The 26,077-nt window shown below is 43.3% G+C and carries 20 protein-coding genes; 13 read left to right on the forward strand and 7 right to left on the reverse strand.

Annotation, left to right across the window (positions count from 1 at the left end; translation table 11 throughout):
• Nucleotides 1–154: 154 nt before the first annotated feature.
• From CVU62_00150 to CVU62_00180, 7 genes are all read right to left on the reverse strand, one after another.
• Nucleotides 155–1,099, reverse strand: coding sequence for an MBL fold metallo-hydrolase (locus CVU62_00150; GenBank protein PKN38649.1), 945 nt, complete (start codon nt 1,097–1,099; stop codon nt 155–157).
• Entirely contained in the window at nt 1,065–1,793 is a 729-nt protein-coding gene (locus CVU62_00155; GenBank protein PKN39425.1) for an adenylyltransferase, read from the reverse strand. Before CVU62_00155 ends, CVU62_00150 begins: the two co-directional genes overlap by 35 nt.
• Nucleotides 1,794–1,814: 21 nt before the next feature.
• Nucleotides 1,815–2,933, reverse strand: a complete 1,119-nt coding sequence (locus CVU62_00160; protein PKN38650.1) for a hypothetical protein — start codon at nt 2,931–2,933, stop codon at nt 1,815–1,817.
• A gap of 16 nt (nt 2,934–2,949) precedes the next feature.
• Complete coding sequence (locus CVU62_00165) at nt 2,950–4,698, reverse strand: hypothetical protein (protein PKN38651.1); 1,749 nt, start codon at nt 4,696–4,698, stop codon at nt 2,950–2,952.
• Nucleotides 4,699–4,829: 131 nt separating this feature from the next.
• Nucleotides 4,830–5,699 (reverse strand): CbbQ/NirQ/NorQ/GpvN family protein, encoded by an 870-nt coding sequence (locus CVU62_00170; GenBank protein ID PKN38652.1) that lies wholly within the window; start codon nt 5,697–5,699, stop codon nt 4,830–4,832.
• A gap of 36 nt (nt 5,700–5,735) precedes the next feature.
• The gene (locus tag CVU62_00175) at nt 5,736–6,257 is read right to left on the reverse strand and encodes a hypothetical protein (protein ID PKN38653.1); all 522 of its coding nucleotides are present in this window, start codon (nt 6,255–6,257) and stop codon (nt 5,736–5,738) included.
• 6 nt (nt 6,258–6,263) lie between these two features.
• Nucleotides 6,264–6,539, reverse strand: a complete 276-nt coding sequence (locus tag CVU62_00180; protein PKN38654.1) for a molybdopterin synthase sulfur carrier subunit — start codon at nt 6,537–6,539, stop codon at nt 6,264–6,266.
• Nucleotides 6,540–7,371: 832 nt separating this feature from the next.
• Here CVU62_00180 and CVU62_00185 point away from each other — a divergent pair.
• The 13 genes from CVU62_00185 (at nt 7,372) to CVU62_00245 (ending at nt 25,643) form a co-directional block, all read left to right on the forward strand.
• The gene (locus tag CVU62_00185) at nt 7,372–8,433 is read left to right on the forward strand and encodes a C4-dicarboxylate ABC transporter substrate-binding protein (GenBank protein PKN38655.1); all 1,062 of its coding nucleotides are present in this window, start codon (nt 7,372–7,374) and stop codon (nt 8,431–8,433) included.
• Between the two features lie 306 nt (nt 8,434–8,739).
• Nucleotides 8,740–9,765, forward strand: coding sequence for a 1,4-dihydroxy-2-naphthoate octaprenyltransferase (gene menA / locus CVU62_00190; GenBank protein ID PKN38656.1), 1,026 nt, complete (start codon nt 8,740–8,742; stop codon nt 9,763–9,765).
• Nucleotides 9,766–9,836: 71 nt separating this feature from the next.
• Entirely contained in the window at nt 9,837–10,556 is a 720-nt protein-coding gene (locus CVU62_00195; protein PKN38657.1) for a hypothetical protein, read from the forward strand.
• 317 nt (nt 10,557–10,873) lie between these two features.
• Nucleotides 10,874–11,767: a hypothetical protein gene (locus CVU62_00200; GenBank protein PKN38658.1), complete on the forward strand. Its 894-nt coding sequence runs from the start codon at nt 10,874–10,876 to the stop codon at nt 11,765–11,767.
• 14 nt (nt 11,768–11,781) lie between these two features.
• Nucleotides 11,782–12,108, forward strand: coding sequence for a hypothetical protein (locus CVU62_00205; protein ID PKN38659.1), 327 nt, complete (start codon nt 11,782–11,784; stop codon nt 12,106–12,108).
• Between the two features lie 126 nt (nt 12,109–12,234).
• Nucleotides 12,235–14,499 carry a hypothetical protein gene (locus CVU62_00210; GenBank protein PKN38660.1) on the forward strand — a complete coding sequence of 755 codons (2,265 nt, stop codon included), beginning with the start codon at nt 12,235–12,237 and terminating at the stop codon, nt 14,497–14,499.
• Between the two features lie 384 nt (nt 14,500–14,883).
• The gene (locus tag CVU62_00215) at nt 14,884–16,155 is read left to right on the forward strand and encodes a hypothetical protein (protein PKN38661.1); all 1,272 of its coding nucleotides are present in this window, start codon (nt 14,884–14,886) and stop codon (nt 16,153–16,155) included.
• Nucleotides 16,156–16,444: 289 nt separating this feature from the next.
• The gene (locus CVU62_00220) at nt 16,445–18,031 is read left to right on the forward strand and encodes a hypothetical protein (protein PKN38662.1); all 1,587 of its coding nucleotides are present in this window, start codon (nt 16,445–16,447) and stop codon (nt 18,029–18,031) included.
• 115 nt (nt 18,032–18,146) lie between these two features.
• Nucleotides 18,147–19,703 carry a hypothetical protein gene (locus CVU62_00225; protein ID PKN38663.1) on the forward strand — a complete coding sequence of 519 codons (1,557 nt, stop codon included), beginning with the start codon at nt 18,147–18,149 and terminating at the stop codon, nt 19,701–19,703.
• Nucleotides 19,704–19,737: 34 nt separating this feature from the next.
• Entirely contained in the window at nt 19,738–20,418 is a 681-nt protein-coding gene (locus tag CVU62_00230; GenBank protein ID PKN38664.1) for a peptidoglycan-binding protein, read from the forward strand.
• A 323-nt stretch (nt 20,419–20,741) separates the two neighbouring features.
• Nucleotides 20,742–20,966, forward strand: a complete 225-nt coding sequence (locus CVU62_00235; protein PKN38665.1) for a hypothetical protein — start codon at nt 20,742–20,744, stop codon at nt 20,964–20,966.
• A 748-nt stretch (nt 20,967–21,714) separates the two neighbouring features.
• The gene (locus tag CVU62_00240) at nt 21,715–23,355 is read left to right on the forward strand and encodes a B12-binding domain-containing radical SAM protein (protein ID PKN38666.1); all 1,641 of its coding nucleotides are present in this window, start codon (nt 21,715–21,717) and stop codon (nt 23,353–23,355) included.
• A 458-nt stretch (nt 23,356–23,813) separates the two neighbouring features.
• Nucleotides 23,814–25,643, forward strand: a complete 1,830-nt coding sequence (locus tag CVU62_00245; GenBank protein ID PKN38667.1) for a hypothetical protein — start codon at nt 23,814–23,816, stop codon at nt 25,641–25,643.
• Nucleotides 25,644–26,077: the final 434 nt, after the last annotated feature.

Raw genomic sequence — 26,077 nt, forward strand, 5'->3', positions numbered from 1 at the left:
CCACCGGTAATTTTCAATTTTACTATTCTATGAGATTGAGTTTTACAAACAAAAGATATAGTCAAATCAACTTGCGCTAAGTGAGAATTCTATAAATTTTAATACTATGTTATAGGTCAAATCGTAATCCTTAATGTGAATGAAATGGTCTGTATTAAGCAAGATTCTTAAATAATTTATTTAATCCTCCATCCGCGATTATCTTCATGTGATGCTCGAACATGAAATCATCCCACATTATATAGAAGCTTTTGAAGTGTTCAGGGGCTCTCGATTTGTTAAAATAATAAATTCCTTCAGATACAATTTCGCTCTTCGAGCGGCCTTCATCTAATCTTTTTATAATTGATTCTTCTCTATTGAAAATGATTTTCACACAGTTTAAGAATGCGTCGCTTTCATTTTTTAAGACTCCACCGTGACTGGTAGCAATGACATCGGCCTCATATGAGTTTATTTTTAATAGCGACTCGATGTACAGTTTTAAATCACAATTCGCCCATCCGTACCAAGGACCGAATTTATCGATGCCTAAATCTCCGGTAAAAATTATTTTTTCGTCAGGGAAATAAAACGATTTGTGCGATGGAGAATGGCCGGGCGTGTCGATGCATTTTATTTTTACGGATGAACAATCGAGTTCCAGCGATTCATCGTAACTGGAATAGGCTTGTATTTCTTTGTAGTTGAAATAATGTATCGTTAAATCTTTCCATGAAAAGCCCAGCGGATATTCTCCAACGGTTTTATTCACTAAATGATCAACGTTATAGAAATATTCTTCCTCCCCTCTAGGGATGTAGATTTCTGCCTTCCCGTATTCCAATACGTGGTATACCCACGATGTATGATCGCCATGATGATGCGTGATTATATAAATATCAGGTTTCTCACTCTGTAAAAGTTCTAATGTGTCCGATTTGCCGATGTTTGTATCTATTAAAACTTTAGGTTTAGAGTTTACAATAATTCCTGCGCATGACAGAAAATTTTGATTGCTATCCGGTTCGATGTATTCAATCTCATTAGTTATTTTTGTGCGTTTCGTATGATGCAACCTCCTTTTAATTCCCCTGTCTACAATCCGGGCAAAACGGATTCCTCTTTACCTGGAGAAAATTCATCTTTCCCGACAGGCCGTCCCAGAGCAACAATCTGTTTGTCAGCAGTTCTCCTTTACCCGTGAGGTACTTAATAACTTCTGTTGCCTGGATGGAACCGATCACACCAGGGGTCACTCCGATAACGGGGGAGATCTCCGCCGGAGGAGTTTGGGGGAAAACACATCTGAGGCAGGCCGTCTGATGAGGAATGACCGTCATGACCTGGCCGTGGAATCCCCGGACCGCACCGTGAAAAAATGGAATATGACGTTTAACGGCAACACTGTTCAGAAAATACCGGGCGGGAAAATTATCCAGTGCGTCAACGATTAAATCGGCATCCCCCACAATTCCGGTTACATTGTCTTCTTCAATCTTGCAGGAAATCGTCTCGACCTCAACATAAGGATTCATTGACCGTATCTTTTCTTCGGCTGATGTTGTTTTTTTTCTACCCACGTCGGAGGATAGGTGCAGGGTTTGTCTGTTGAGATTGCTCACGGAGACGATATCATCGTCAACTATCACGATACGGCCGATGCCGGCCAAGGCAAGGTATGTGGCTATCGGTGAGCCTAACCCTCCCGCCCCGGCGATCAGAATTTTAGCCCTTTTGAGTTTATCCTGGCCCTCCCTCCCGATGAGGGAAAATTGCCGAATGTATCGATTTAGTTCTTCTTCATTTATAATTACATTTTCTTCAGGCATGATTTAAGTCTCAAGTTTGTCATTCCCGCGTCTCCAGCAACCCGGGTCAGCGGCCATAATATCGCCCGTATAGGTATAGGCTCTTCTCCTGCATCCCCCGCAGATATATCTGTACTGACATTTTCCACATTTGCCCTTTAGATTTTCTCTGTTTCTTATAACTTTAAACAACTCCGCATTTTTCCATACATCTTTTAATCTTTCCTTCCTCAGATCACCTACTTCCAGGGCCATTATATCCCCTGCCGCCACTTTTCCGGAAGCCGTTATACAGTAACTATAGATGCTGCTTATACATCCCACGCAGAAATCATAGAAGCCACATGGTTCATTTGGATTACTGCATATCTTCTTACAGTATTCATCTTCGGCAACGATATAACGGTTTTCAAATGCCACTCTCTGCCATCCGTACCGCTGTTGCGCTTCCGCTAAATACCGCTGCGCTCTTTCCAACTGCTCCTTTGATAAAATCCATTCTTTTCCCTCGGAGGCTCTCCCCAACGGCAGAAACTCTACCATGGTAAAATCCACTCCTATACTCATGGATAGTTCCACCATTTTCTCCAGTTCATCATAGTTCAAGCTCGTAAGTGTCATGATCAACATAACCTTGGGAATATCAGCTTCCACCATATTCCTAAGGGCGGCCATCGTCCTGCGGAAAGAATCTTCTCCTCTATTCCAGTCATGATTCTTCTCCAGGCCATCGACACTAATCTTTACCTGAGAAAGACCAGCCAGTGCCAACTTCCGGCAGAGACGCTCATCCAAAAGATAACCGTTACTGTTCATCGCCACACTCATCCGGCCGGATGCATATCTCACTATATCAACCAGATCTTCCCTCAAGGTTGGTTCCCCGCCGGCAAACATTACTATCTCAGTACCCGCTTCGGCAATGTTATCAATGATACTGAATACATCTTCTGTGCTTAGTTCATAATGAGGGCGATTGGGGCAATCCGGAGGGAAGTAGTTGGCGTCGTTAAAACAATATTTGCAGTTCAGGTTACAGGCATCGGTAAGACTAAACCAGGCGAAGAGTGGTTTGCACCCCGCCACTGCCCGGTTATACTTCTCCCGCGTGATCTCTACAAAACTATCTTTTTCATTTCCCATCCGGTTTGCTCAATCATCAAGGAGCTTTCTTTAAAAGCTTATCCCTAAATAGATTTTCCAGACCTTTCGATAAATTTCTAATGTCATCCATCAGGTAAACCGTTCCATGGGGATACCTTTCCAGCAGAAACTGTTTTGTCTGGAGATTACATCCACACCCGATAGTTATAAGTTCGATCTTGTTTTTCTGGCAGTACTCAATAGCGTCCAATACGTTGATTCCGCAATTTGCAGCCCCATCGGTAATATGAATGATCATTTTTCTGCGGTCATCTTTTTTCATGAGCATTGCAGCAGCCATAATTGCCTGACCAGTCGGGGTTCGGCCTGAAGGCTCTATGGTATATAATTCACCTTCCTGGTAAAGCCGTAAGAGATTGCACTGTCGAGTCTGTTCCTGATAACCGAAAACTTCCAAATGATTGGAAAAACCTTTCGCCGCTTCCGTAAGGGAGACAAAAGTCCTTTCCGCCGCTTTCCATGGTCTATCGTTTGATTTCTTTCCTGCCATAGAAGCAGAAGCGTCGGCTACAATATTGATGTTCCATGAGTAGTCAGTACCTGAAATATCTCTCCTTTTAAATATCTTACCATCAGCCAGAGGTACACGATAGAGTCTCCGGGCATCTATTTTTCCCATATCCACGTTCCTGATGATACCTCTTTTTTTCGATCTTCTGATAAAGGCCTGCTGTTTCTGGAAAATTCTTTTTAAACGTCTCACTTGTGATTGATCCGCACTTACATTGCACCTGGCAACCGCCCGGCTGAAAATCGTATTCATTTGTTGTGTCTGGGGATCATTAAGAATCACCGATAGATGTTCTGTCAGGTCAGACGTTCCCTCATCCAGTTTGGAACTGATCTGAGCGGCAAGTTCTTCTTCGAGGCCATGTGATTCCTCCTCTTTTTCTTTAGCATCATCGCTATCACCATCGCTATTATCTTCCTTTTTTTCTTTTAACTCAGGAATATCGGCCTTGTTGGGATTGCCCTCATCATAGATATTCACCCCCTCGGGATAGAAGGGAGGCGTTTCCCACTCCATAATAATAGAAGAAATGCGACCCCAGATCTCAAGGTATATCTCGACTCTCCTGTTTCTCCTCTCCGTCAGCGTGGAAAGATTCTTGACCTGTCTAATAGCATCAGAGTATTGCGTTAAGATATTCACCAGATCATCATAGTAATGATGAAGATGGGGAGGTAATGTTTGCAGGAATAGTCTTTTCCGCCAAACACATGCCAAACTTGATGCTGATGGTGGGAGAGAAGGATCTCTTTCCATTTTACCGGCGATGGATTTCCAATACTTGGAGAGATAAAGGCGCCAGACAGTCGGGCCAACGCGTTCGTCTATATACAGGTCTTCTGCGACAGAAATAAAACTACTGAGATAATCTTTCATCCATTCCACGGGGAAGGAAGTTTTTCGCACGACCTGATCTGTGACCCAATCACTCCATTCAATACACGAGAAGCCCTCACGGACAATCTCTCCGACCAGAACGTCAATTTTTTGGAAAGGAACAGGATAAGTTCCCCGGACTGCGTCCGGATTCAGGACAATAGAGTCAGTGGGAGAAGCAGACATGCCCTGCCAGTAAACAGGCTTGACATTACGTCCGATGTGCGCGGCCACCTTACGCATGGCAGCCAGAACTGTAGTCAGTTCAGTCGCCTCAAGATGGGAATAGTTCTTCCGCCAGTATCTGGAGTATGCCTTTTCGGAGTTCACTGGCGTATCTTTATTACTATCGGCCATTTGGGCACTCACCGGTTTTATTGTTGAAACTCCAATTCCGAAAGCGAAGCGGAGGGTTTAATACCCCGCAGCTTGCTGCGGAATCTGTTTCTAAAGCTTGCTTTGGGATTCATACCCGTGATTCAGCCTCACTACGATGGAATATAACCTGGTGGAACATATCGTTCGTAACGATGAGGTTCCACCTCTGTGTCACCCGTTTCTACATGAATGGAGAGGAGCAACGACTCGAGAATATCCATCGAAATCTGAAGACTATAGATAACGGCATCCCGTAGCGGCGCCCCCATGGCTACAAGTTCCGCAATCATCAGAGAGTGCCGTATAGAGATATCAATAGGCGTCTGTTTATTACCCCTCAGTTTGCTTACAATATTGAGAATATCAGTTGCCAGAGACGGCGTAATACCGGTTTTAGAAACGAGGATCTCTTTTTCTACATTCACAGGAGGGTATTGCAGATGAATGCGATAAAACCGGTCTTTCAGCGCGGCATCCATCTCATCGGTACCCGAAAATTCTACACCTTCATTCATCGTAGCAAAAAAAATCACCCGGGGAGCTACACCAACCATTCCAAGCTCATCAATCCAGATACTTCGCTCCTCTGATAGTACTGAAAACAGCTCATTCAGGGCATGGGGATTTTCCGACCTGTTGATTTCTTCCAGATGTATGACACACCCGGGAACACGAATCGCCTTGGGAAACAGGAAACTCTGATAAAAGGTCTCGCCATCTTTCAACCTCTGCTGCCCGAAAAGTTGCCCGGCCTCTGAGAGAAGCCCTACCTGAAAGGTAACCATAGGCCTCTGATAATAACTGGCAAACTGTCTCACCAGCGAAGATTTGCCGCATCCCTGATGACCGGTGATCAGGATGTTGATCGGATGCTTGTCTGAGAGTTTCGCCATCCTGTCTATATTAATTCTGTCCTCATCGAGAATAAAATAATTTGGATCTAAGGGTGGAACCTTCAACTGTTTTGCAAATTCATCCATGTTCAAATCCTCCGACCGTTCCTTAGCAATTCATTCTCACTGTGCCCATGGAGTAAATATCTCATCGGGGTGATCGAAAATATAGCCCATGGTTCTCCCCGCATGCTCCCGAGTAGCCTGTGCCTGCTCTTCATTGAAATTCATTGATTTAATCCACTGTTCCAAAAGCACCCCGCCGGGTTTCCACATCTCCATCGTCTCCCATTCCGAAACCCAGGCTTTGATCTTTACTCCATGCTGCTGGAGTATCTGCCAGATCTCTTCACTTTTACGCTTATCGCAGTATACCATCATGACAAGCTCCGTCAGACCTAGGTTTGCAGGAGGTATACGATCATATTTGATGCAGGGTATCGTTTCGTTTTCTACGTACGGATCAAGTTTTCGGGCCCATTCATCAAGCTGTGATTTATCTCCAAAGAAAATCCACTTCCCCCAGTATTTAAGAACCTCACCGTTGGTAAGTTCTCGTCCCTCATACACCGTATACTTCTTGCCTTCGAATATTTTTGGATGGAATACAAAGATAAAATGGGAATCCGGTTCATCTAAAATCATTTTTTATCACCCGCCCGCCGCAAAAGGAATAATACTGACCTCATCGCCATCCTTCACAGGAGTGGCCAGGCCGTTAAGTGATCGGAGATTTTGTCCGTCAATAAAAATCATAACGGAACTATTAATTTCTCCCTTCTCATCAAATACCCTATGTCTAAAACCGGGGAATTTAGATTCAAGATCATCAATGCACTCCCCTATGGTTTTACCCTCACAGAGGACCTGTTCTGAGCCTCCGATCCAACCTTTTAATGAACCCGGAACTATCAATGAAATGCTCATTTTATTTCACTATAATCTAAAATGTTTTTTTGATAAGAATTGTTTTTTCGCTAAAGAGTATATGAAGAAGGATTTTACTTGTCAAGATGATTTAGGACTTTTCGTCATTTGGTTCCAGTAACTGATTCTATCCCCTGATGGAAACAGTATTTGCGCTACAAGATTTAATTGACATACAAGATCATGCTTCCTATACTTCCGTTCACAAAGATGACGTTCTTATCAAAATAATAATTCAATCTGACTGACTTCTATAAACCACAGGAGAAAAAAGACATCCCTCATGCCCGCATGATCGTTTACAATGGAGTGGGCCATGTGCCCATGAAAGAGCTCCCGAAAATTACGGCAAAGGACGCGGGAGCGTTTTTAAGTGGCCGATAACTTTTCCCCGCCGTATCTCTTAACTTTCACGTTACTCTTTTTCAATTGTTAATCTTCAGTTTTCCCAGATTAATTAATATATTTGTTTGCAGTAAAGGTGCCTCTATAGTGCCATAAGATGACCTTCAGGTTATTCAGGGTATTTAGGTATAAATCCTGTAAGATTCTTATACAATTCGACAAGTCGAGATTATCCTGACGGCATGTAAAAATATGGTCCGTTATTATAACTGCCCGTAATGTTTCAATTATTTTCTAAATTCCCACAATATTTCAATCCCAGGCAGGCACTTTTTACTCCCCCAATCTTGCGGCCATAATATACTCAAATATTAACTTGACAAATAATTACATGTATGAATTTTTATATAATGAACATTCATTATAAAATGAAGTTCAATAAAATTTTTTTAAAGTGCTTTAATCGTATTTCGGGAAGGAGTGTTTTATGAAACAAAGGGTTGTAGGGCTTCTATGCATGGGGCTCATCGTGTTTTTTATCGGAGCCTTGTCTCAAGTAGCATGGGGAGCTGATAACGTTAAACAAATTAGAAACGGTAAAACAGTATATGTTCTTAAGATGGGTACGCTGGCTCCGGATGGAGTGGGCTGGGCTGCCTTAATCAAAGACATGGTTACTCCCGGAATGTACAAGGCGACAAACGGACAGGTAGTTTTGGATTGGTATTGGGGCGGTTCAATGGGCGATGACCAGGATATATTAGCCAAGTTGCGCAATATGCAGTTGCATGGAGGCGCATTTTCCGGACAGGGACTGGTAATGGCTTGCCCGGAATTATCATTGATGGAACTCCCGTTCCTGTTTGATAATTATGACGAGGTGGAATATGTTTACTCCAAGCTAAGACCCCGCATTAGTAAGTGGTTTGAAAAGAGGGGGTATCACCTTATTTTGATGGGAGAACAGGATTTTGACCAAATCTATTCCACGAAACGTGAAATCAAAACTCCTGAGGATTTTAAGAACAGCCGTGTCATAACATGGTACGGACCGTTGGAAGAGAGAACTTTGAAAGCCATGGGCGCAAGTCCATTGCCGATTCGCGTGCCTGAGATAGCTGCTTCCATCCGTACAGGCGTTTGCGATGCCTTCATCACCCCGGCTCTCTGGGCGGTTGGTACTCAGATGTATACAGTCATGAAATACATTAATCCTATTCACATACGATATTCGCCGGCAGGCGGCATGCTCACGATACCGACATGGAACCTGTTGCCTAAGGATGTTCAAGTTGCTATGGATAATTATGCAATGGCAATAGAAAAAGAATTCAGGCAGAAAGTCCGCGCAAGCAATGAAAAATCCCTGAAAGCCATGTATAAATACGGCATGAAAGAAGTTAAGATGACGCCGGCTGAGATTGATGTTTGGAAAAAGAGACTCATTCCTATTTGGGATGAATTTGCCGCAAAGGGATACTATTCCAAAGCCGAACTGGAAGAGGTTAAGGGCTATTTAGCGGAATTTAGAAGCAAGCGTAAAAAATAATATAGTTATCTTAGTTTTCCCCTGCGGCAAACACCGCAGGGGAAAACAGCATAGTGACACTCGCTGAGAGCAAGCGAGTTGGGACGCTGCTAACTCTTCACTCTTCATAGTTTTTTCTTAATTACTTAAATCTATCTTTTTAACATAGACCATAGCTGATCCGTTGCCGTTAAATCTTTTTTGACAGACTGATTATTCTTGTGTTACAAGTTAAGCGTGAAAGATAAAACCCTTTCACTAACCGCAATAAATCCGCTGAAAGATTTACGAATACGACACAATAACTCACTTACTGAAGCACGGGGAATGCAAGAATTGGTTAAAGTATGGTGGATTGCCTTTCGTTATCATTTTGTCCCTGCCAGTTTTCTGCCGGCCATTTTGGGCACAGTTGTGGCCTGGGCGCTAACCGGTTTCATGAATCAATGGTTTTTCTTGCTGACAGTGCTGGGAGTGACGCTCAACCATATAGCGTTGAATATGACTGACGACTATTTCGATTATCACGCCGCCGTCGATTGCCCCGATAAAAGAAATCCCTATGCCGGCGGCAGCGGCACATTAACCAGAGGCATGATTCAGCACAAACATATGCGCATGGTTTTTACATCTTTCTATCTGTTAACCATCATCATCGGACTGTATCTTTGCACGGTTCAGACTTGGTGGATACTTGCCTTCGGTTGCCTCGGTATGGGAAGTTCCTACTTCTACACAGCGCCGCCGATCCGATACGGCTACCGCGGTCTTGGAGAAATTTCTCAATTAATCAATTTCAGTTTCACCATCGGCATGGGAGCCTTTGTCGTGCAGACGATTTCTTTTTCCCGGGAGGCCTTTCTGGTTTTGTTACCTATGGGCTTCATGATGTTTGCCATGATAATAATCAACGAAATACCGGACAGAAACGACGACGCAGCGGCAGGTAAAAACAATCTGGTTGTCAGGTTCGGCGCAGAAAAAGCTTTCTGGCTTTACGGTATCGCCATGACTTTGGCATATTCAACAATTTTATTCGCACCGCTATTGAATATGGCAAGTTTTTGGATTTATCTTGCTTTTGTAACTCTGCCCTGGACAGTGCAGGCATTCAGCATCCTGAGCAAGTACTTCAACGAACCATCTCTGCTGATACCGGCAAATTTGCTGACCATCCGTGCTCATCATCTGACAGGAATATTGTTAATCATTGCCTATCTCATTCAGGGAATGCAAAATCAGCGCGAATTCCAGCCGGCCTTTTTTGCTTTGCTGCTTCTGGCAGTTTTTTATCTGCCGGCTGCCGTGCCCGTGCTTTTCAAAGGAAATAAAAATAGCCAGCCCGCAAGTTGATAAACTTTGGAGGCATTTGGCTTGAAATTCGTTCAGAAAAACAATAAACTCAACCCAGAGAGGTGCATAACATGGAGATCGACCGGGAAACTTTATTAAAGCACGATGGCAAGGAAGGCCGCCCTGCTTATGTCGCTGTGGAAGGCAAGATCTATGAAGTTACGGGCAACCGACTCTGGAAAAACGGTATGCATATGAACCGGCATCAGGCAGGTACCGATCTGACAGAGGCCATTGCCGCCTCACCACACGGCAAGGACATCCTGATAAAGATTCAGGAAAAAGGCACACTGGCTAAAGAAAAAGCGGACAGACCACCGTTTCTTCCGGAATGGCTGATGCAGTTTATGGAAGCCTATCCATTTTTTAAGAGGCATCCGCATCCCATGGTCGTTCATTTTCCCATGGCCGTCTTTATCATCGCGCCTCTTTTTCTCGCCTGGTATTACCTGATCAGTCCGTTACAGGGACTTCTTGATGCCATTTTCTACCTCTACATTCTGGGAACACTTTCTTTGCCGGTAGCCATCGGTACTGGACTCCTCGCCTGGCTTGTTAATTATTCGGGCAAAGCTAACCCGCTAATTATAAGGAAAACTATTTTTTCCTTTTTGCTGTTGATTGCCGATCTGATCATCATGGCGGCTCTCATATTCAAGCCCGCAATCCTGCAAAACCCTGCAGGAACGGATTTGATTGTGCCGGTCTTGATTTTCTTTTGCCTGCCGGTGGTCTCACTTATCGGCGAGCATGGCGGCAAGTTGGTTTTTCCCGTGTTGAAAAACAAATAACCCGATCAGTCTCCTTGCCCAAAGGGAACTCAAGAATAAAAATTCTTTCCAACCCTCCCCCTTACCCCCCTCGAAAGAGGGATTTTGTCATTGATTTCCTGTTTTTTCTTGCAATGTTGTTTCAATGGAGTTATTTAAAACGCGATTCGATAATATCCTGCATTATGCGGAGGACGTCGATGATGCCTGTGGTTCCGCATGTTTCACTAAAATAAATTAGCAATTTTAACGGAGATCTGAAATTTTATATTTCGAGGCCTGACTCCGTGAACGATATATTACAATTTTTCAAATTAACTAAAAGGAGTAATTTCGTTATGAAAAAGATAAAAATTGGTCGACTTGCTCTGATGTCTTTATTCTGCGTCATAGTTCTTTCGGCCTGCGCAAGTGCACCGGTTGGCAAATATAAGGTGCTGAAGGATTCAAGCCAGTCTCTTTTAACGAATACAACGGACACGTACACGCGAATTGAAAAACTTCAGGCACGTTTTGTCGTAACCGCAGCTGAAGACAAGCCGATAGATTTAAACACCTTCAAGCCGTTGATAGGTGGGCAGAGTTTTGATATTACTCCTGCTCTAAGATACAGAGAGCAAGCTTTCGAGGTTCTTGTAAAATACCTCAATGTATTGAGTGTACTGGCTTCAAAAGATTATTTGTCAGATATCGACAAGGCTTCCATAGAACTTTCAAGTAGCCTGCAAACATTGATAGAAAAAACAAATGCTGTTGATGCTGCTAACGCCGCAAAAGTTGCAGGAATTTTTGGAACACTGGTTGATACATTAAGCCGGCCCATCGTTGAAGCAAAGCGAATTGATGCATTAAAAACCATCATGGATTCGTCACAGGAGGATCTGCAAACACTTACGAAGCTCCTAACGGGAAGCAATACAAAAATTAAAGGATTTATTGAAGAGGCTCGCAAATCAATCATTAACCATGCAAATGCAGCCAGACCCCAGTATAACTCGCCCCTTCGTTATGACTATGACAAAAATATTGCCGATCAATTACAGGAAATCGAGGAGATATCGGCATCACTGGATGCAATCAACAAAGGAATAGAAAAAATACCTGCCGCACATAAAGAAATAAGAGTTTCATTAGATCAAAAACAAAATAGCATTGAAGCACTGAAAGGCTTGGTCCAGGAAGTCCAGAGGGCGAATAAATTCTATAGAAGCCTGTCTCAGACAAAATCATAAATGGAGGTAGATACATGAGCCATGAATTAGTGGAAAAAACTGCCGGCCTGGCATCACGCGTCAACAACCTTGCTGTTAAACAGTCGGGTATTTCCAGCAGGCAGCTGTTGATTCAACAGGATAAGCTGATCAAGCTTGCGATGGTTGCTATTGTACAAGATCTCGAATGCGAAAAGCCAGCGTACAAAAAAGCCATAGATGGTCTAAATAAAGCAATAAAGGCAGTTGATGACGCGGATAAGGATATTTCTAAAGTTGGTGACGCGATCAAACGGGTAAAGCAGGCTATCGATCTGATAACTAAAGTAGTAGAGGTAGCGGCCGCATCAGCATGTATTTAAAATAAAGCATTAGAAAAGTTTCATCTCTGCGATATTCGAATGGACATCGGTAATGTCCATTAACCGCCATCATAACCGATAGACTTAATAAAATATCAATTGCCGTATAATTGCAGGAGGAAAGTTATGGGAAAAGGCGCTGGCAAAAAACATGATAAGAAAAGTTTTTATGTTATCGGCGACAGTGAAGACTTGGAATATTTTGGAGCAAAGAATATTATCGATGCCGAATTACAGTTAATTAACAAAAAATATGAAAAAGAACCAAAACAAACTAAAGATCTCGCAGGCCTTTCTCTTTCCGGCGGAGGGATTCGTTCCGCCAGCTTTTCTCTGGGCATCATGCAGGCGCTGGCTTATAAAAACTGGTTGAGTAAAATAGACTATCTTTCAACCGTATCCGGCGGCGGATATATCGGGACCAGTCTGACCTGGCTTTTAAGTAAGAAATGGCAATTGTTAGATAAAGACTTTGATACCAGCCCTGACAATTTTCCTTACGTTACTTATCCGATGTGCGGTAAAGTGAATAACAAACCGGATGAAGACTGTACAAAAGACTCGATGAGCGTGAAGGTCCGCGGTAAGCTGCTGCATTATTTGCGGCAAAATGCCAAATACCTTACTCCCGGCAGCGGCATCAACATCTTTTCGCTTATAGCTGTTTTGCTGCGTGGAATTGCCCTCGGACTGTTTACGTATTTTGCACTGCTCGTCCTTCTTTTCTTACTGCTTAATATGTCGAGTTTATATTGTCCGATAATGCTTCCGGGTTTAAACTGTTTCCTGTTAACAGCATCTTTGATATTGGTATCGTATCTTGTAACGCTGCCGTTTTATTCCCTTGGAACATATATTTTCAAACGTACAAAGAACAAGGCTTATTTTCTGCGCCGCGGCTATGAAAAGTTAGCGGGAATTCTTTTGCCTTTGGCTCTCGCATTGGCGGTTTTGGGCAGCATACCTTTTGTAAGTGAATGGTTAGACAAAAGTCTGAATTCAGATGCTTTAAAACGCATATATTCCTCAATTACAGGAACGGACATACAGGCAACCGGTGTTTCTGTTATTTCCATTATTGTCGGTGTCATATCCAGCATTGCGGCCTTTTTCAAAACAAATAAGGTCAAGTCTAGTAAAATTACCGTTGGCTTTTTCGTGGCTATCGGTACTGCTGCGCTTTTATTCGGGATACTGATTCTTGCTTATCAGACGTCACTGCAAATACCTGTATGGTTTCCAGTTAATGTGACTGTAATCTTAGCCGCTGCTGTTGTGATCTTCGCGATTTTAGTTAATTTAAATCACGTCTCTGTCCACCGTTACTACCGTGACCGCCTGATGGAAACATTCATGCCCGATTTAGCAAGTATAATGACGAATGATTATAAAAGATCGCACAAGGCCGAAGAAGCGAATGAAAAAAGGCTCCATGAAGTTTTCGACAAAAAGGGAAATCCGGAGTATTTCGGTCCGTACCACATCATCAATACAAACGTGGTTCTTCCATCTTCCAAAAGAGCGATATTTCGTGGGCGCGGTGGTGACAATTTCATTATGAGTCCCCTTTATTGCGGCGGCAACGCTACGGGATGGCTCAAAACCGAGAAATACATGGGAGGAGAATTGACCCTTGCTTCCGCTATGGCAATTTCGGGAGCTGCCGTAAATCCGGATGCGGGCTGTGGTGGGGATGGAATTACGCGTCAGCCTTTATTATCAATACTCATGGGGATATTGAATCTACGTCTTGGTTACTGGGTACCCAATCCTAATCCTCACGAATCGGAAGGCGCGATCAGACCTTCCGCACCGAATTATTTTTGGCCCGGCCTGTGGGAAATTATCTTTCGTTACAGATTAAATGAGAAGGCATATTTTCTCCAGCTTACGGATGGAGGTCATTTTGAAAATCTTGCCCTGTATGAGATGATTCGCCGCAGATTAAAACTAATCATTGTTTGCGACGGCGCGGCTGACCCCCAATGCACTTTTTCCGAATTAGCCAATGCCATGCAAAAAGTGCGCACGGATTTTGGAGCTCTAATTATAATTGAAGATGAAATGCTGAAAGATCTTATGCCATCAAAGAAAATGGATCAGGTCAAAGTGGCAAAGAGGGGCTTTCTGAAGGCTAAAATAATATATGCCGACAACAGCAAGGGAAGACTGATTTATATTAATACAACGTTCTGCGAAGGACTGAGCGCCGACATCTACGGTTATAAGAGAGAACATCCTTCTTTCCCCGAAGAACCGACAAGCGATCAATTCTTCAATGAAAAACAATTCGAGGCATATCGCGAATTAGGCTATCATATTGCCTGGAGTATGATGAAGGATGATGAAGTCATAAGTGATCCAATCGTGAAAGAAGTCATGGAAATATAAATCTTCTTTTCTTGCTTGAGGGAAGGGATTGAGTAATGGTGAAATATTTCTTCTTTGTCATTCCAGTCCCGCATACGCGGGATGTTACTCCGACGGGAATCCAGTCTCTTTTAAGTCACGCTTCACCATTCACTCTTAACCCTTAAATCTTAATACTTTTTTCTTGCATTCTTTATTGAATGAAGTTATTTAAAACCTGCTTCAACAAAAGTCCCACACTATGCGGAGGGCGTCGATGATGCCTTTGGTTCCGCATGTTTCATTAAAATAAATCTGCAACTTAAGCTGGACACTGAAAGCTTATCTTTCAAGTCCTGACCCCTAAACATACAGGGATCAACAAACAAGTAACGCAGAATAAAACACCTGAAAGGAGAACAAATTATGACAGGTCAATGGATCGATGCAAGCCTCAACGGCGGCGGCCCATACGCCGCGAAATCCTACTTTTTCAAAGGCGACCAATATTTCCGATACGACTGGGCATCCGATAAGACCGAGTTTGGAACCGAACCTGTTCTGAGGGCATGGAAATTGTCCCTGGCTTTTGCGGGCGACTTTGATGCCGCGCTTGACGGCAGAGGCAAATATGCCGGTAAAGCCTATTTCTTCAAGGCCGGTGAATATGCCCGTTATGACTGGAAATCGGACAGCGGTGACGCTGGATTTCCGCAACCACTGAGTGCCTGGGGCCTCCCCGGTGATTTTGGCACTGGCATAACGTCCTGCCTCAATGGCGAAGGACCGTTTGAGGGTAAAGCCTTTTTCTTTAAAAATGATTCCTACGTCCGCTACGACTGGGCTACTGAACGTATCGATGCGGGGTATCCACAGCCTCTCAGCGCCTGGAATCTGCCGGGCGTCTTCGCTACCGGGTTTGACGCCTGTCTTAACGGACGCGGTTCTTACAAAGGAAAAGCCTATTTCTTTAAAGGCGATTCCTACTGCCGCTATGATTGGGCAACGGACAAACCGGATCAAGAGCCACGCGTCCTGCTCCGGAACTGGCCGGGCCTGCTGGAATTGTTGGCTGCCGGGCTGGCGAAGAGCGAAGCGCTCAAATGGATCTGGGCGGCACAGCCGCAAGTGACCGCCTACATGTCCTGGCTGCAAACAGGTGCGACATTTACCTTCCCGTTGCCACTGTTCGAACAGGCATTGCGGACACATTTCCATATTGATCCAGCCTGGCCGGCCAACAAGAAGCTTGGATATTTGAACACAATTGCCGCCAATTTTGCCGGCCTCACACAGGCTCTCGACAAAAGCTCGACTATCTTCAGGGCCCACTCGGACAAGGAGGCGGCTGCAAACGGATACGCGGGACCCGACGGAACAGCCAATGTCCGGGCCTACACCACCTTCAACGACAAGGTGAGCTTTACAACACTGTTTCCACAAGGATGCGGCCCTAACTGTCGTGCGGCTATTGTAGCACATGAAGTTATCCATTATGTGGATAATAATAGTGGCGCCGCTAACAATCACATTCCTGAATGGTACGAACCACCGCAAGCCGATCCGAAAATACCCAAACACTACTCGGCACAAACCGCCGATGAAGCCATTCACAACTCTTGCAGTTACGCCTCTTTCTCAGCCCATCTGTATTACGGTGATGACCGGCGGTATGGCTATGGTCGTATCATGGACTGATCGCACTGATATGAGGAGAGGTTGATAATTCACTATATAAAAAAGGAGGACCAATCAATGAATCATAATGAACAAATCGCAATGGCGGTGTGTGTCAAGATGCTTCAAATAATCAACGGGTTTGACCCGTAACGCAGGCAGCGTTGCTGTACGGGGTAAACGGTTATTCACTGACCCGGGTGTTGCTGGTTAAACAAATTTTTATAAGGACATAAAGTTGCCGCACTTCTGGTCTTATAGCCGCTACATTTTTCGCTAATCAAAAAACAAACTTAAAGGAGGTACTGTCATGGCTCTTGTTGCTCCAGATGTTATGTTGAATTCAATCATGGGTAAGGTATATAACATTTTAACGAATGGTGACGATACTGTACCCAAATCCGAAGATAACTTTTTCAGTTGGGCAACCCCTGGTATTCCGATATCCCCTGAAGATTTCAGATTCCTCAAGCAGGGGCTTACCGGAGTAGTTCGCAAAGCCGCCTTGGATGAAATGCGCACGACCAATACGGACGGTTCGAAAGAGGAAACAAAACAACCTGAACTGACCCCTGCCCTGCTGGAACAATTACGCGCAACCGATGCCGCGCAGCTTATCCGCCAGGCTGAGGATTTTGCCCGCCTGGTCGATTTCGTCCCCGACGTAGCGGCAAACACCAATAATCAATTTGCCAGCCTGAGTGTCATGAATAACGAAGGAACGTTGTCTGAACGATACGAGTATATTCTGCGCATGAGTCAGGTGATGAAATCAGAACTCCCTGATGCTACAAAACAAAAAATTGAGAAATTCAGAAACCTGCTTCAGGTCACCAAAACTAAAAAGAATCTTATCGATGACAGCGAAACACAAGTCACGGAACCCAGTCCTTTGGTTCAGGTCTACAACGAAAAGATGAAGAATTACATCGATGCCGCACTGGAATATAACATGCATCGCATTGATGCATTGTCGGCCGATAACCAGAAAGCCGTGCAATATTGGGCCATCAACGCCAACATTCTGCGAAATAAAGTCAAAGCAGCCATGGCTGACTGGGTTTCCAGCGGCTATAAAGACGATTACGAACAGATCGCCGCGTTTATTGATCAAGTCATGCAACGCGACATGTCCCTTCTGAAAGCCCAGTATCGGGATGATCTTGAAAAAGCACGACTCACCGGCCTGGCTTCCGGCAGTGATTTTTTCTACAGTGCGGCAGTCCCGGGAGATTTTATTGATGCTTCCGGTTGGACCGAATTTTCTTTCACCTCAACTGATTACAATAACAGTTCAAACTCAAGTTATAGCATGAAAAGCTCCAAAACCAGAGCCGGAGGGAGTTATTTTGGTATTTTTGGCGGCGGCGGTTCCGCAAGCAGTGCCAGCGGGTCGTCGCAGTCTCATGTTCAGTTCGATTCCGATTACTTCACTTTACGTTTCAAGATTGCTCAGGTGCCGATTGTGCGCCCATGGTTCAAGACAGCCTATCTTTCCAGTAAAACCTGGCGCATGGATCAAAATAATCCGCAGGCCAAAGGCGAAATGGTTTCAGACGGCGGCACTCCCCCCAAAGGCCTCATTCCGGCTTATCCGACAACCATGATACTTATCAAAGACCTGTGGATGTGTTCCGCCAAGTCGAGCGGTTTTTCCGACGCGTTTTCCAGTTGGGAGAGATCTTCTGCCGGTGGCGGCGGCATGTTATCGTTGGGGCCATTCACATTCGGCGCGTCACACTCGCGAAGCTCTGCCAGCGGACAAAGCTCTGCTGATTATCACTACGACAGCGATACACAGACAATGAGAGTGCCCGGAACTCAAATCATCGGCTTTAAATGCCATGTGTTTCCGAAATCGCCTGATCCCCTGCCTAATATTACTGAATGGATTTGAGAAAACCAGGCACTTCATCAGCTCAGGGATACTGAAAAGCACTGAAAAAGAACGTATAGTCTGGAGGTGAAGACCTCCAGACTATACAATTAAAAAAGAAAGGAAAATTTGATTTATGGATGCAGCGGCACAATTAGCTCTCATGGCCAAGGCAGCAAACGTATTCAGTAGTGACGATACGTTTTTAAGTTTCCCGGTAACGCCATTGTCTTATAAAAAAGCAAAGCTGAATTTATTGGATGACGCCACCTATGCCAACATCATTGAATTTTCGATGATTACCAATATGATTCCAACGGGCATTGCCTGGGAACCCAATGCAGAAGATTTTTTATGGAATGTGTATAAAAGCATCCTTCAGGAAGCAACATTTGCTTCATCAACAAGAACAGATGTTGAAGAAGCCAAGTATAGACAAGCACGTGACGTGTTATCAACAAAAAGTTCAGACGGGACAATAAACGATAGCATGCAACTGATGCTTTATCACAATTATCAGTCTCTGTATGAAAATGCGTTGCAAGCCTATGCTTCACAATCAGGCACCGCTAAATCGCTCTCTGATCCCAACGAAATAAAGACATGGAATGAAGTCACGGAACCTGAACTTCGCAACAATCTTGCCAAGGCGCAAGCTCAATGGGAAACACAAGGTTATCGTAATCAGGTGGAAACGGCACAAGCTGTTGTAGAAGCTCTCGGTTCCAAATCCCCGCACCTCACATGGGCAGAGTGGTCTAAAAGCTTTAACCCGGATATCGACACTCTAACCCGTGATAAAGACCTGGTCACCGTATTTCCGACCAGTTACACTCCGGCAAGCGCCCTGGATGAAAGTTCGTGGCAGCCATTCGAGATTACATCCGCCGAGCTTGCAAAATTACTATCAGATGCTCCCCAGGAAATCCGGGATAGATTTAATGTGGGCAACGCAGGCAGTTCCATAGAATCCTTACGGTTTGAATTCAGCTCGGCAAAACTGCTGCGCCCCTGGTTTAGACCGGAGGTTTTCAAAGCGCAATTCTGGAAATTTGATGACGGAAGATTATTGTCTGATGGAGGTGATCCGCCACAAGGACTGTGTTCATCATATCCTGTCGCTGTTGTATTCGCCCGTAAAATTGTGATTAAAACCAAGCAGGTTCCAATTAAACCAAACGGCAAGTTTGGTGGTTTTCGCTTCATTCCGAGCATATTTCTGAAAAACATGAATGTACAAACGCTTCGACTCGATACCCAAACGCGGCTCAATGTCACATCAAAAATTAAAACGATAAACAATATAAGTCTGCCAGGCAAACAAACCGGTCCTGCATTTACGGCCGTTACACCGGTAAAATTATCACAAGTCGGTGTGATGCATAATATGCGTCCTGTCGCATCGGTCGCAACCATAAAACCTCTAATTCTAAATCCTGCCAAAAATGTATTTCAGGAATCGAAAATGGTAAAAACGAATGTGGGCATGAACATGCAACGGCAGGCAAATGTAGTGTTGCTGAATCAGGCCTTGACTTCTGCGGCTATACTAAAGAAGCTCCCGGACATTCAACTGAAACAACCACAAAATCCACCACCGACACCAATCGAGGATGACAATATCTTTATCCTGGCTTTTGTGTGCAAGCCAGTTCCTCTTTGTCCAAATCCTGATGAAAGTCTTCAATGGTAATTCGGGTGCAGTCACATTTAACAGGGAGCACGTTATGATAGACGTAAAAACAAAACAACTGATCGAGTGCGTTGTTAACGTATTTGAAACCGGAACCCCGGAGGGAAAATATGACGCTCTGGTAGTATATCCGGATGGGAAAAACGGCAGTCGGCAGATCACTTATGGCCGCAGTCAGACGACCGAACAGGGAAATTTGAAAAAGTTATTATCACTCTATGTACAGAATGGAGGAATATTCAGACAAAACTTATCACCCTATATAGAAAAAACCGGAAACAAACCGCTGGCCAATGACTCTGCCTTTAAAAGTCTTCTCATTCAGGCAGCGCGCGAAGATGCCATCATGCGGGAGACCCAGGATCAGTTTTTTGATGCCGCATACTATAATCCCGCAAGTCTTTTTTTTGACCAAAATCAGTTTACGTTACCTCTCAGTATGCTGGTAATTTATGACAGTTACATTCATTCAGGACGTATTCCCCGGTTATTACGGAAACGTTTTGGAGAATATCCCCCGGCCTCTGGCGGTGATGAAAAAAAATGGGTGACTTCATATGTGGACATTCGTCATCAGTGGCTCAAATACCATACCAATCTGTTATTGAGGACAACTATCTACCGGACACAATGCTTCAAAGAGCAAATTGCCGCAGACAACTGGTTGTTGGATAAATTACCGATAATGGCCCACGGGATTGAAGTTTTCTGGTAAATCCAGGGTGATTAACTATTTTTAACTTTTAAATCTATTTTTTACCTTAAACGTTGAACTTTTTTTCTCTTCACCCTTCACTTTCTTTTTAGACTGTCCTCTGACTTTGTTTTTACACTCCTCTAATCTTCCAAACCTCCAATCTTCTAATCCTCTTCTTTCCTCTCTTCCCTATTCACTATCCACCCTTTACTTCCTTAATACAGCCTATTGCATTGTCGATATAAAAAGCAAAGGTTAATGCTATAAAGTATGCTTTTTTTATTGATAAACACAACAGACGCTGTTATATTAGATTCAAATAAAGGATTTGGAGGTGGAATATGGCCGTTTTTAAGAAAGAACAAAAGCAAGAATTCAGAAACGTATTGTTAAGGGTAAGCATACCCGCTCCTCTGATGTCCGAGATGAAAAAGATCAAGAAGATCTGCAATGATAACGGCTTCTTTTTCGACATCAAACCCGATGTCATCAGTGCCGTTGAAAAAGCGGTTGAAGAAGCAAAAGAGCTTCTAAATAGCGAAAATAAGTACAAGTTTTACAAATGAGCTGAATCGGATTAATCAAAATCTAATTTATTCGTCTCGTTAAGGACTGCGGCGACATCCGCCTAATGTCCTCCGCTGGCGGAGGTGTCACGATCAATCATCGGGACGGAGGTGGATAAAATTCACGTAAATCGTATATAACTAATAATATCAAGTATATATTAAATACTTCCACCCCCTGCCCCCGCCAGCGGGGGACATTATTCATTTCGTACACTCAATACATACAATTACGACACTCTCTCTCCAGTGCTTGATCTAATAGGTAGAACATTCTCATTAACAGTATCGGAATAATAACGACATTTAACACGTTCCCATCAGATTCGTCACCCCGGCGGAAGAGAGTCTGTCGTAATAGCAAAGCATGTCATTCCGAATCCCGATTCATCGGGATGAGGAATCTTAAAATGATTATGAATTAAGACTTCTCCCTTCGGTCGAAGTGACATAGATTTCCTCGCGGATAACATCCCGCAGGGAACCCCGGCGAATGCCCGGGTATGCGGGAACGGAATGACAAAATTTCTTAACAACAGCTAATAACATTATAAAAACAATATGTTATCTATGTGCACACAGCGACAGCATTCGTCGTGTCTCTTCATTTGCTATTTTTATTGCTTTTTATTTTGCTTTTTCTATTGACAAACAGAAAAGCAATGTATATGCTATAGGCGGATCATCAAGGGAGATCATACAGGATAATGATTCCCACTACAGGATAGGTCCACAGAAGGAGGAAATCATGAAAAAAATAAATGCACTGATGATTCAGCCGAAGACTCCGCAAACGTTCTGGAGCCATGACATTTCGCTCAAAGCAGCCGGATTCAAAGCGGTGATGCCACCCCTGGGGCTGATGACCGTAGCGGCCATGCTTCCGGAAAATTATGACGTCACTTTAATCGACATGAATGTGAGCGATCTCGAAATACGCGACATTGAGAAAAGTGACATGGTTTTTCTCACGGGCATGTGGATACACCGGGAATCGTTTTTAAAGATCGTCAACATGTGCCATGAACTTGGGAAAACCATTGTTGCCGGAGGACCCCTTGTCCAATCAGCCTATGGCAGGTCGGTCGACTATCTGGAATCGGATAAGATCGATCATCTCATTCTTTATGAGGCCGAAAACAATCTTTCCGAGTTCCTGTGTGACTACGAATTGGGCATAGCTAAAAAAGTATACGACAACAAGGAAAAGCCCGCCCTGGACCTGACCCCGTCGCCGCGTTATGACATTATAAATCCGTACGACTACGCTTGCATGGCCCTTCAGTTCTCCCGCGGGTGTCCGTTCAACTGCGAATTCTGCGATATAGTCCAGATGTTCGGCCGCATTCCGCGCACCAAGTCTCCCGGGCAATTCATGCGGGAAGTTGAAGACCTGTACGACACCGGCTACCGCGGACGCCTGTTTATCGTGGACGACAATTTCATCGCCAACAGAAAGGCCGTTAAAGAAATGCTCAAGCTCCTGGCAGACTGGCAGGAAGAGCACGACTATCCGTATTTGCTGTTCACCGAAGCGAGCATCGATCTGGCAAAGGATGACGAGCTTCTGAATTTAATGAGGAGATCGGGATTCACGTCCGTATTTGTAGGCATCGAGTCGCCGGACAGCGCAACGCTAAGCGCCATCAATAAGAATCAAAATGCAACCTGCGACATGGATAAAGCTATCGAGAAGATACAACGCGCAGGTATAGAGGTAATGGGCGGTTTTATCCTGGGTTTCGATACCGATACAGATGACGTGTTTGATCGCCAGCTGGCATTTATCCGGCGCAATGGTATTCCGCAGAGCATGGTGGGACTGCTTGCCGCCATGCCGAACACCGACCTGTTCAAACGGCTGGAACAAGAAGGCCGGCTCATCGAAAACGACAACCCGCACAGCGGAGATAACGTCGATACCGTGCTCAACTTCGTACCCGTCATGCCGGCCCCGCAACTGGTTGAAGGCTATAAGCGGGTAATTGCTCAAACCTATGCGCCAAAAAACTATTTCGCCCGCGCGTTAAAAGTCATCAGCAGGTTACCGGATCTGAAAATAACGGATCTTTACATGGCAGAGCCGTGGAAAGTCAAATTGGCGGATTCAAAATTGACCAATCATCCACACAAGAGGAAGTTAATGGTTGAATTTGTAAAACTTCTCTTTTCTCCGTTCGGCGCTCAAGCTTTATGGTTTATTATCAGGGCATCGAGATTCGGATTGCTTGCCCTGCCCACTGCGATAGAACTGGCTTTCCGGGGACGCCATTATGTAAGTGTCGCCGGGAGAATCGCGCACGCGAAACCGCAGCCTGTAACGGTAAGCGAGAACAAACGCGAATACGCGCCGCTACTCATGAAGCACTTACCCAGCTTGGGTAAATAGGAAATAAACAATGGAAATAATGGGGACGCCTGTCCCCATTATTTCTACATTTGTCATTGCGAGTTCACGGCAGTGAACGTGGCAATCTTTTTTTCTGCTTTGTCATACCGGTCCCGCATACGCGGGATGTTACTCCGGCGGGCATCCAGTATCAGTTATTTTTAACATAGAACTGTCTTTCTCTTCTTAACTACTTAACCCTTAAATCTTAAAACTTAAATCTTAAAACTATTTTTTTTCACCATTCACTTTTCACATTCTTTTTGAATTTTTTTCTTGAATTCTATTAAAAAAAGGAGTTAGTTAAACGCCGTCCCACTTATGCGGAGGGCGTCAATGACGCCTTTGGTTCCGCATGTTTCACTAAAATAAATAATATTAATGTTGATTAAAGGTTGAGATCTTATATTCAAAACCTGCCAATTCTTTCTAATCTTCAAAACCAAAAAGGAGTTCATATGGATCTGCCAAAGGAATTAAATGAGCGATTAAAACACATTGAAGCACTTTCACGTAATTTATGGAAAGATGACAGGTTGTCACCTTATTTCTATACACCTCATGACACAGCGCATTCCCTGGGTGTAATTTCAAAAATTAACAGCATCATTCCTAAACCCAAAAAATCATCAAATAATAACAATCTTAATGATAAAGAATGGTTTTATCTGTATTGCGCAGCCTGGCTTCATGATGTCGGCATGATACCTTATCTTTTCGAAGATGAACAAAAACAAATTAACAAAGATCTTTATCTGTCTATTCGAGAGCAGCATCATTACCGGTCAAAACAATTCGTCGAAAAAAACTATAAACTTCTGGGATTACAGCAGGACGAGGCTCAAGTAATTGGCGAATTGTGCCGTCTGCATAGAAGACGAGAAAATATTAACAGTAGTATTATCAAATTGAATAATGTCCGCGTCAAGTTATTAGGCGCTTATTTAAGAATCGCTGACGCACTGGCAATTGATTCTAACAGAGCGGATGAATTTAAAAGCCTGTATAATTTGTTTCTGGCTCACGGCATGCCGTTATCATCCGAATTTCACTGGTTAAGAAGTTTTTGGATAAAAGAAATCAAGGTTAATCATAATGATGCATCCATAATGATTAATTTCAATCTTCGCGAATCAGATGAGATAGATGGTATCGATTATCTTTGCAAAACAACAGTTGATGATATTGCGGAAGAAATTGCGTCATGCAAAGATGTCTTGCTGAAATCAAAAATATCCTACTTCACAGATGTTAAATACGAATTTAATAATCTACCTTCAGATGATGAGAAAAAAGCAAAATTAAAACAGGTTATCAGTAAACTCAAAATGCAGAATACGGCGTCTTCAAGTCAATTGGCCGATATAATGATGGATACAATCAGTTATATCGCAAAATATTGCAGCAGAAATAAAGAAGATGCCCTTCAAATGATAAAAAATTATACAATTTCTGAAATTGGTGACATTAAAAAAGACAGGCCGTGTCATATATTAGTTAAATATGTTGAATCCCTTGTTAATAAAATCTGCTCATCGGATAAATTAGAAACAAAAGAAAAACTATCGGAAATACTCAAACACATTAAAGCGATTCAAACTGAGCGGAGTCGAAACATCGAACATATCGCAGATAATGCCAAATCGTTACTCACCGGGCATAGTCCTATTTTACTTTTCGGATACAGCAGCATAATAATAAAAATATTTGAAAACGTTAAAGACGAAAACATCAAAGAAAATATACCTATTTACATTTTGGAATGCAGAAGTAAAAATCAGTTAAATTTTAAAAATGATTTAATTTATTGTGACGGTCTGAGATATGCAAATCATTTGGCAAATACCGGGTTCAAAAATATTTATTTTGTTCCGGATATAATCACTGGCAATCTGATAGCATCCGAGAAAGTCCAAAAGGTATTCTTCGGCGCAAATACTGTTGATATTAAAAACAAAAAAATCGGGCATACAGCGGGACATAATACAATAATACATTCCGCATATATTCATAAGGTACCAATTTATATATTTGCCGATATTTACAAATTTGGAATTCTTAACGAAGAAGATACAGCAGATGAAAGAAAAACTGACTGGTTCACCGGTTCGTCGGAAGAAAAAGAAGTTATAAAAAACCTGGGTATAAAGTACTACAATCCCCGATCAGATGTAATACCCATGCATTATGTACATGAGTTTTACACAGAATATGGCAACTTTCCGCCCAGTCAGGTACCTCAAACAATAGAAAACAGAATTTCTCAAATAAGAAAGATGTTTGACTAGAATATTCTGAGTTACCTTATTTAATGCAGATCTCTTTATTGCTCGTTTGAACAGCATAGATGCTTCTGCTCGAAGAATTTTAAATAGTATTTTCTTCGAAACTTGCTGATAGTGAATCCCTGGCTTCAGAAACGTAGTTCACTGACGCTTGTTGAATCATTTATTTTCTTAACTACTCAATCATCTGTCATTCCGGTCCCGCATACCCGGGCATTCGCCGGGGTTCCCTGCGGGATGTTACTCCAGCGGGAATCCATCCCTCATCGTCATCGTCATTCCCGCGCAGGCGGGAATCCAGTATCTGTTATTTCTAACATAGAACAATTTTTCTCTTTTTTCTTAATTACTTAATACTTAAATCTTAATTACTTATTTTTTTGATTTTTTTTCTTGATTTCTGTTCATAAAAGGCGTTAATAAATCTCCATCCCACA

The sequence above is a fragment of the Deltaproteobacteria bacterium HGW-Deltaproteobacteria-2 genome (genome assembly GCA_002840505.1).
Lineage (GTDB): Bacteria > Desulfobacterota > Syntrophia > Syntrophales > Smithellaceae > Smithella.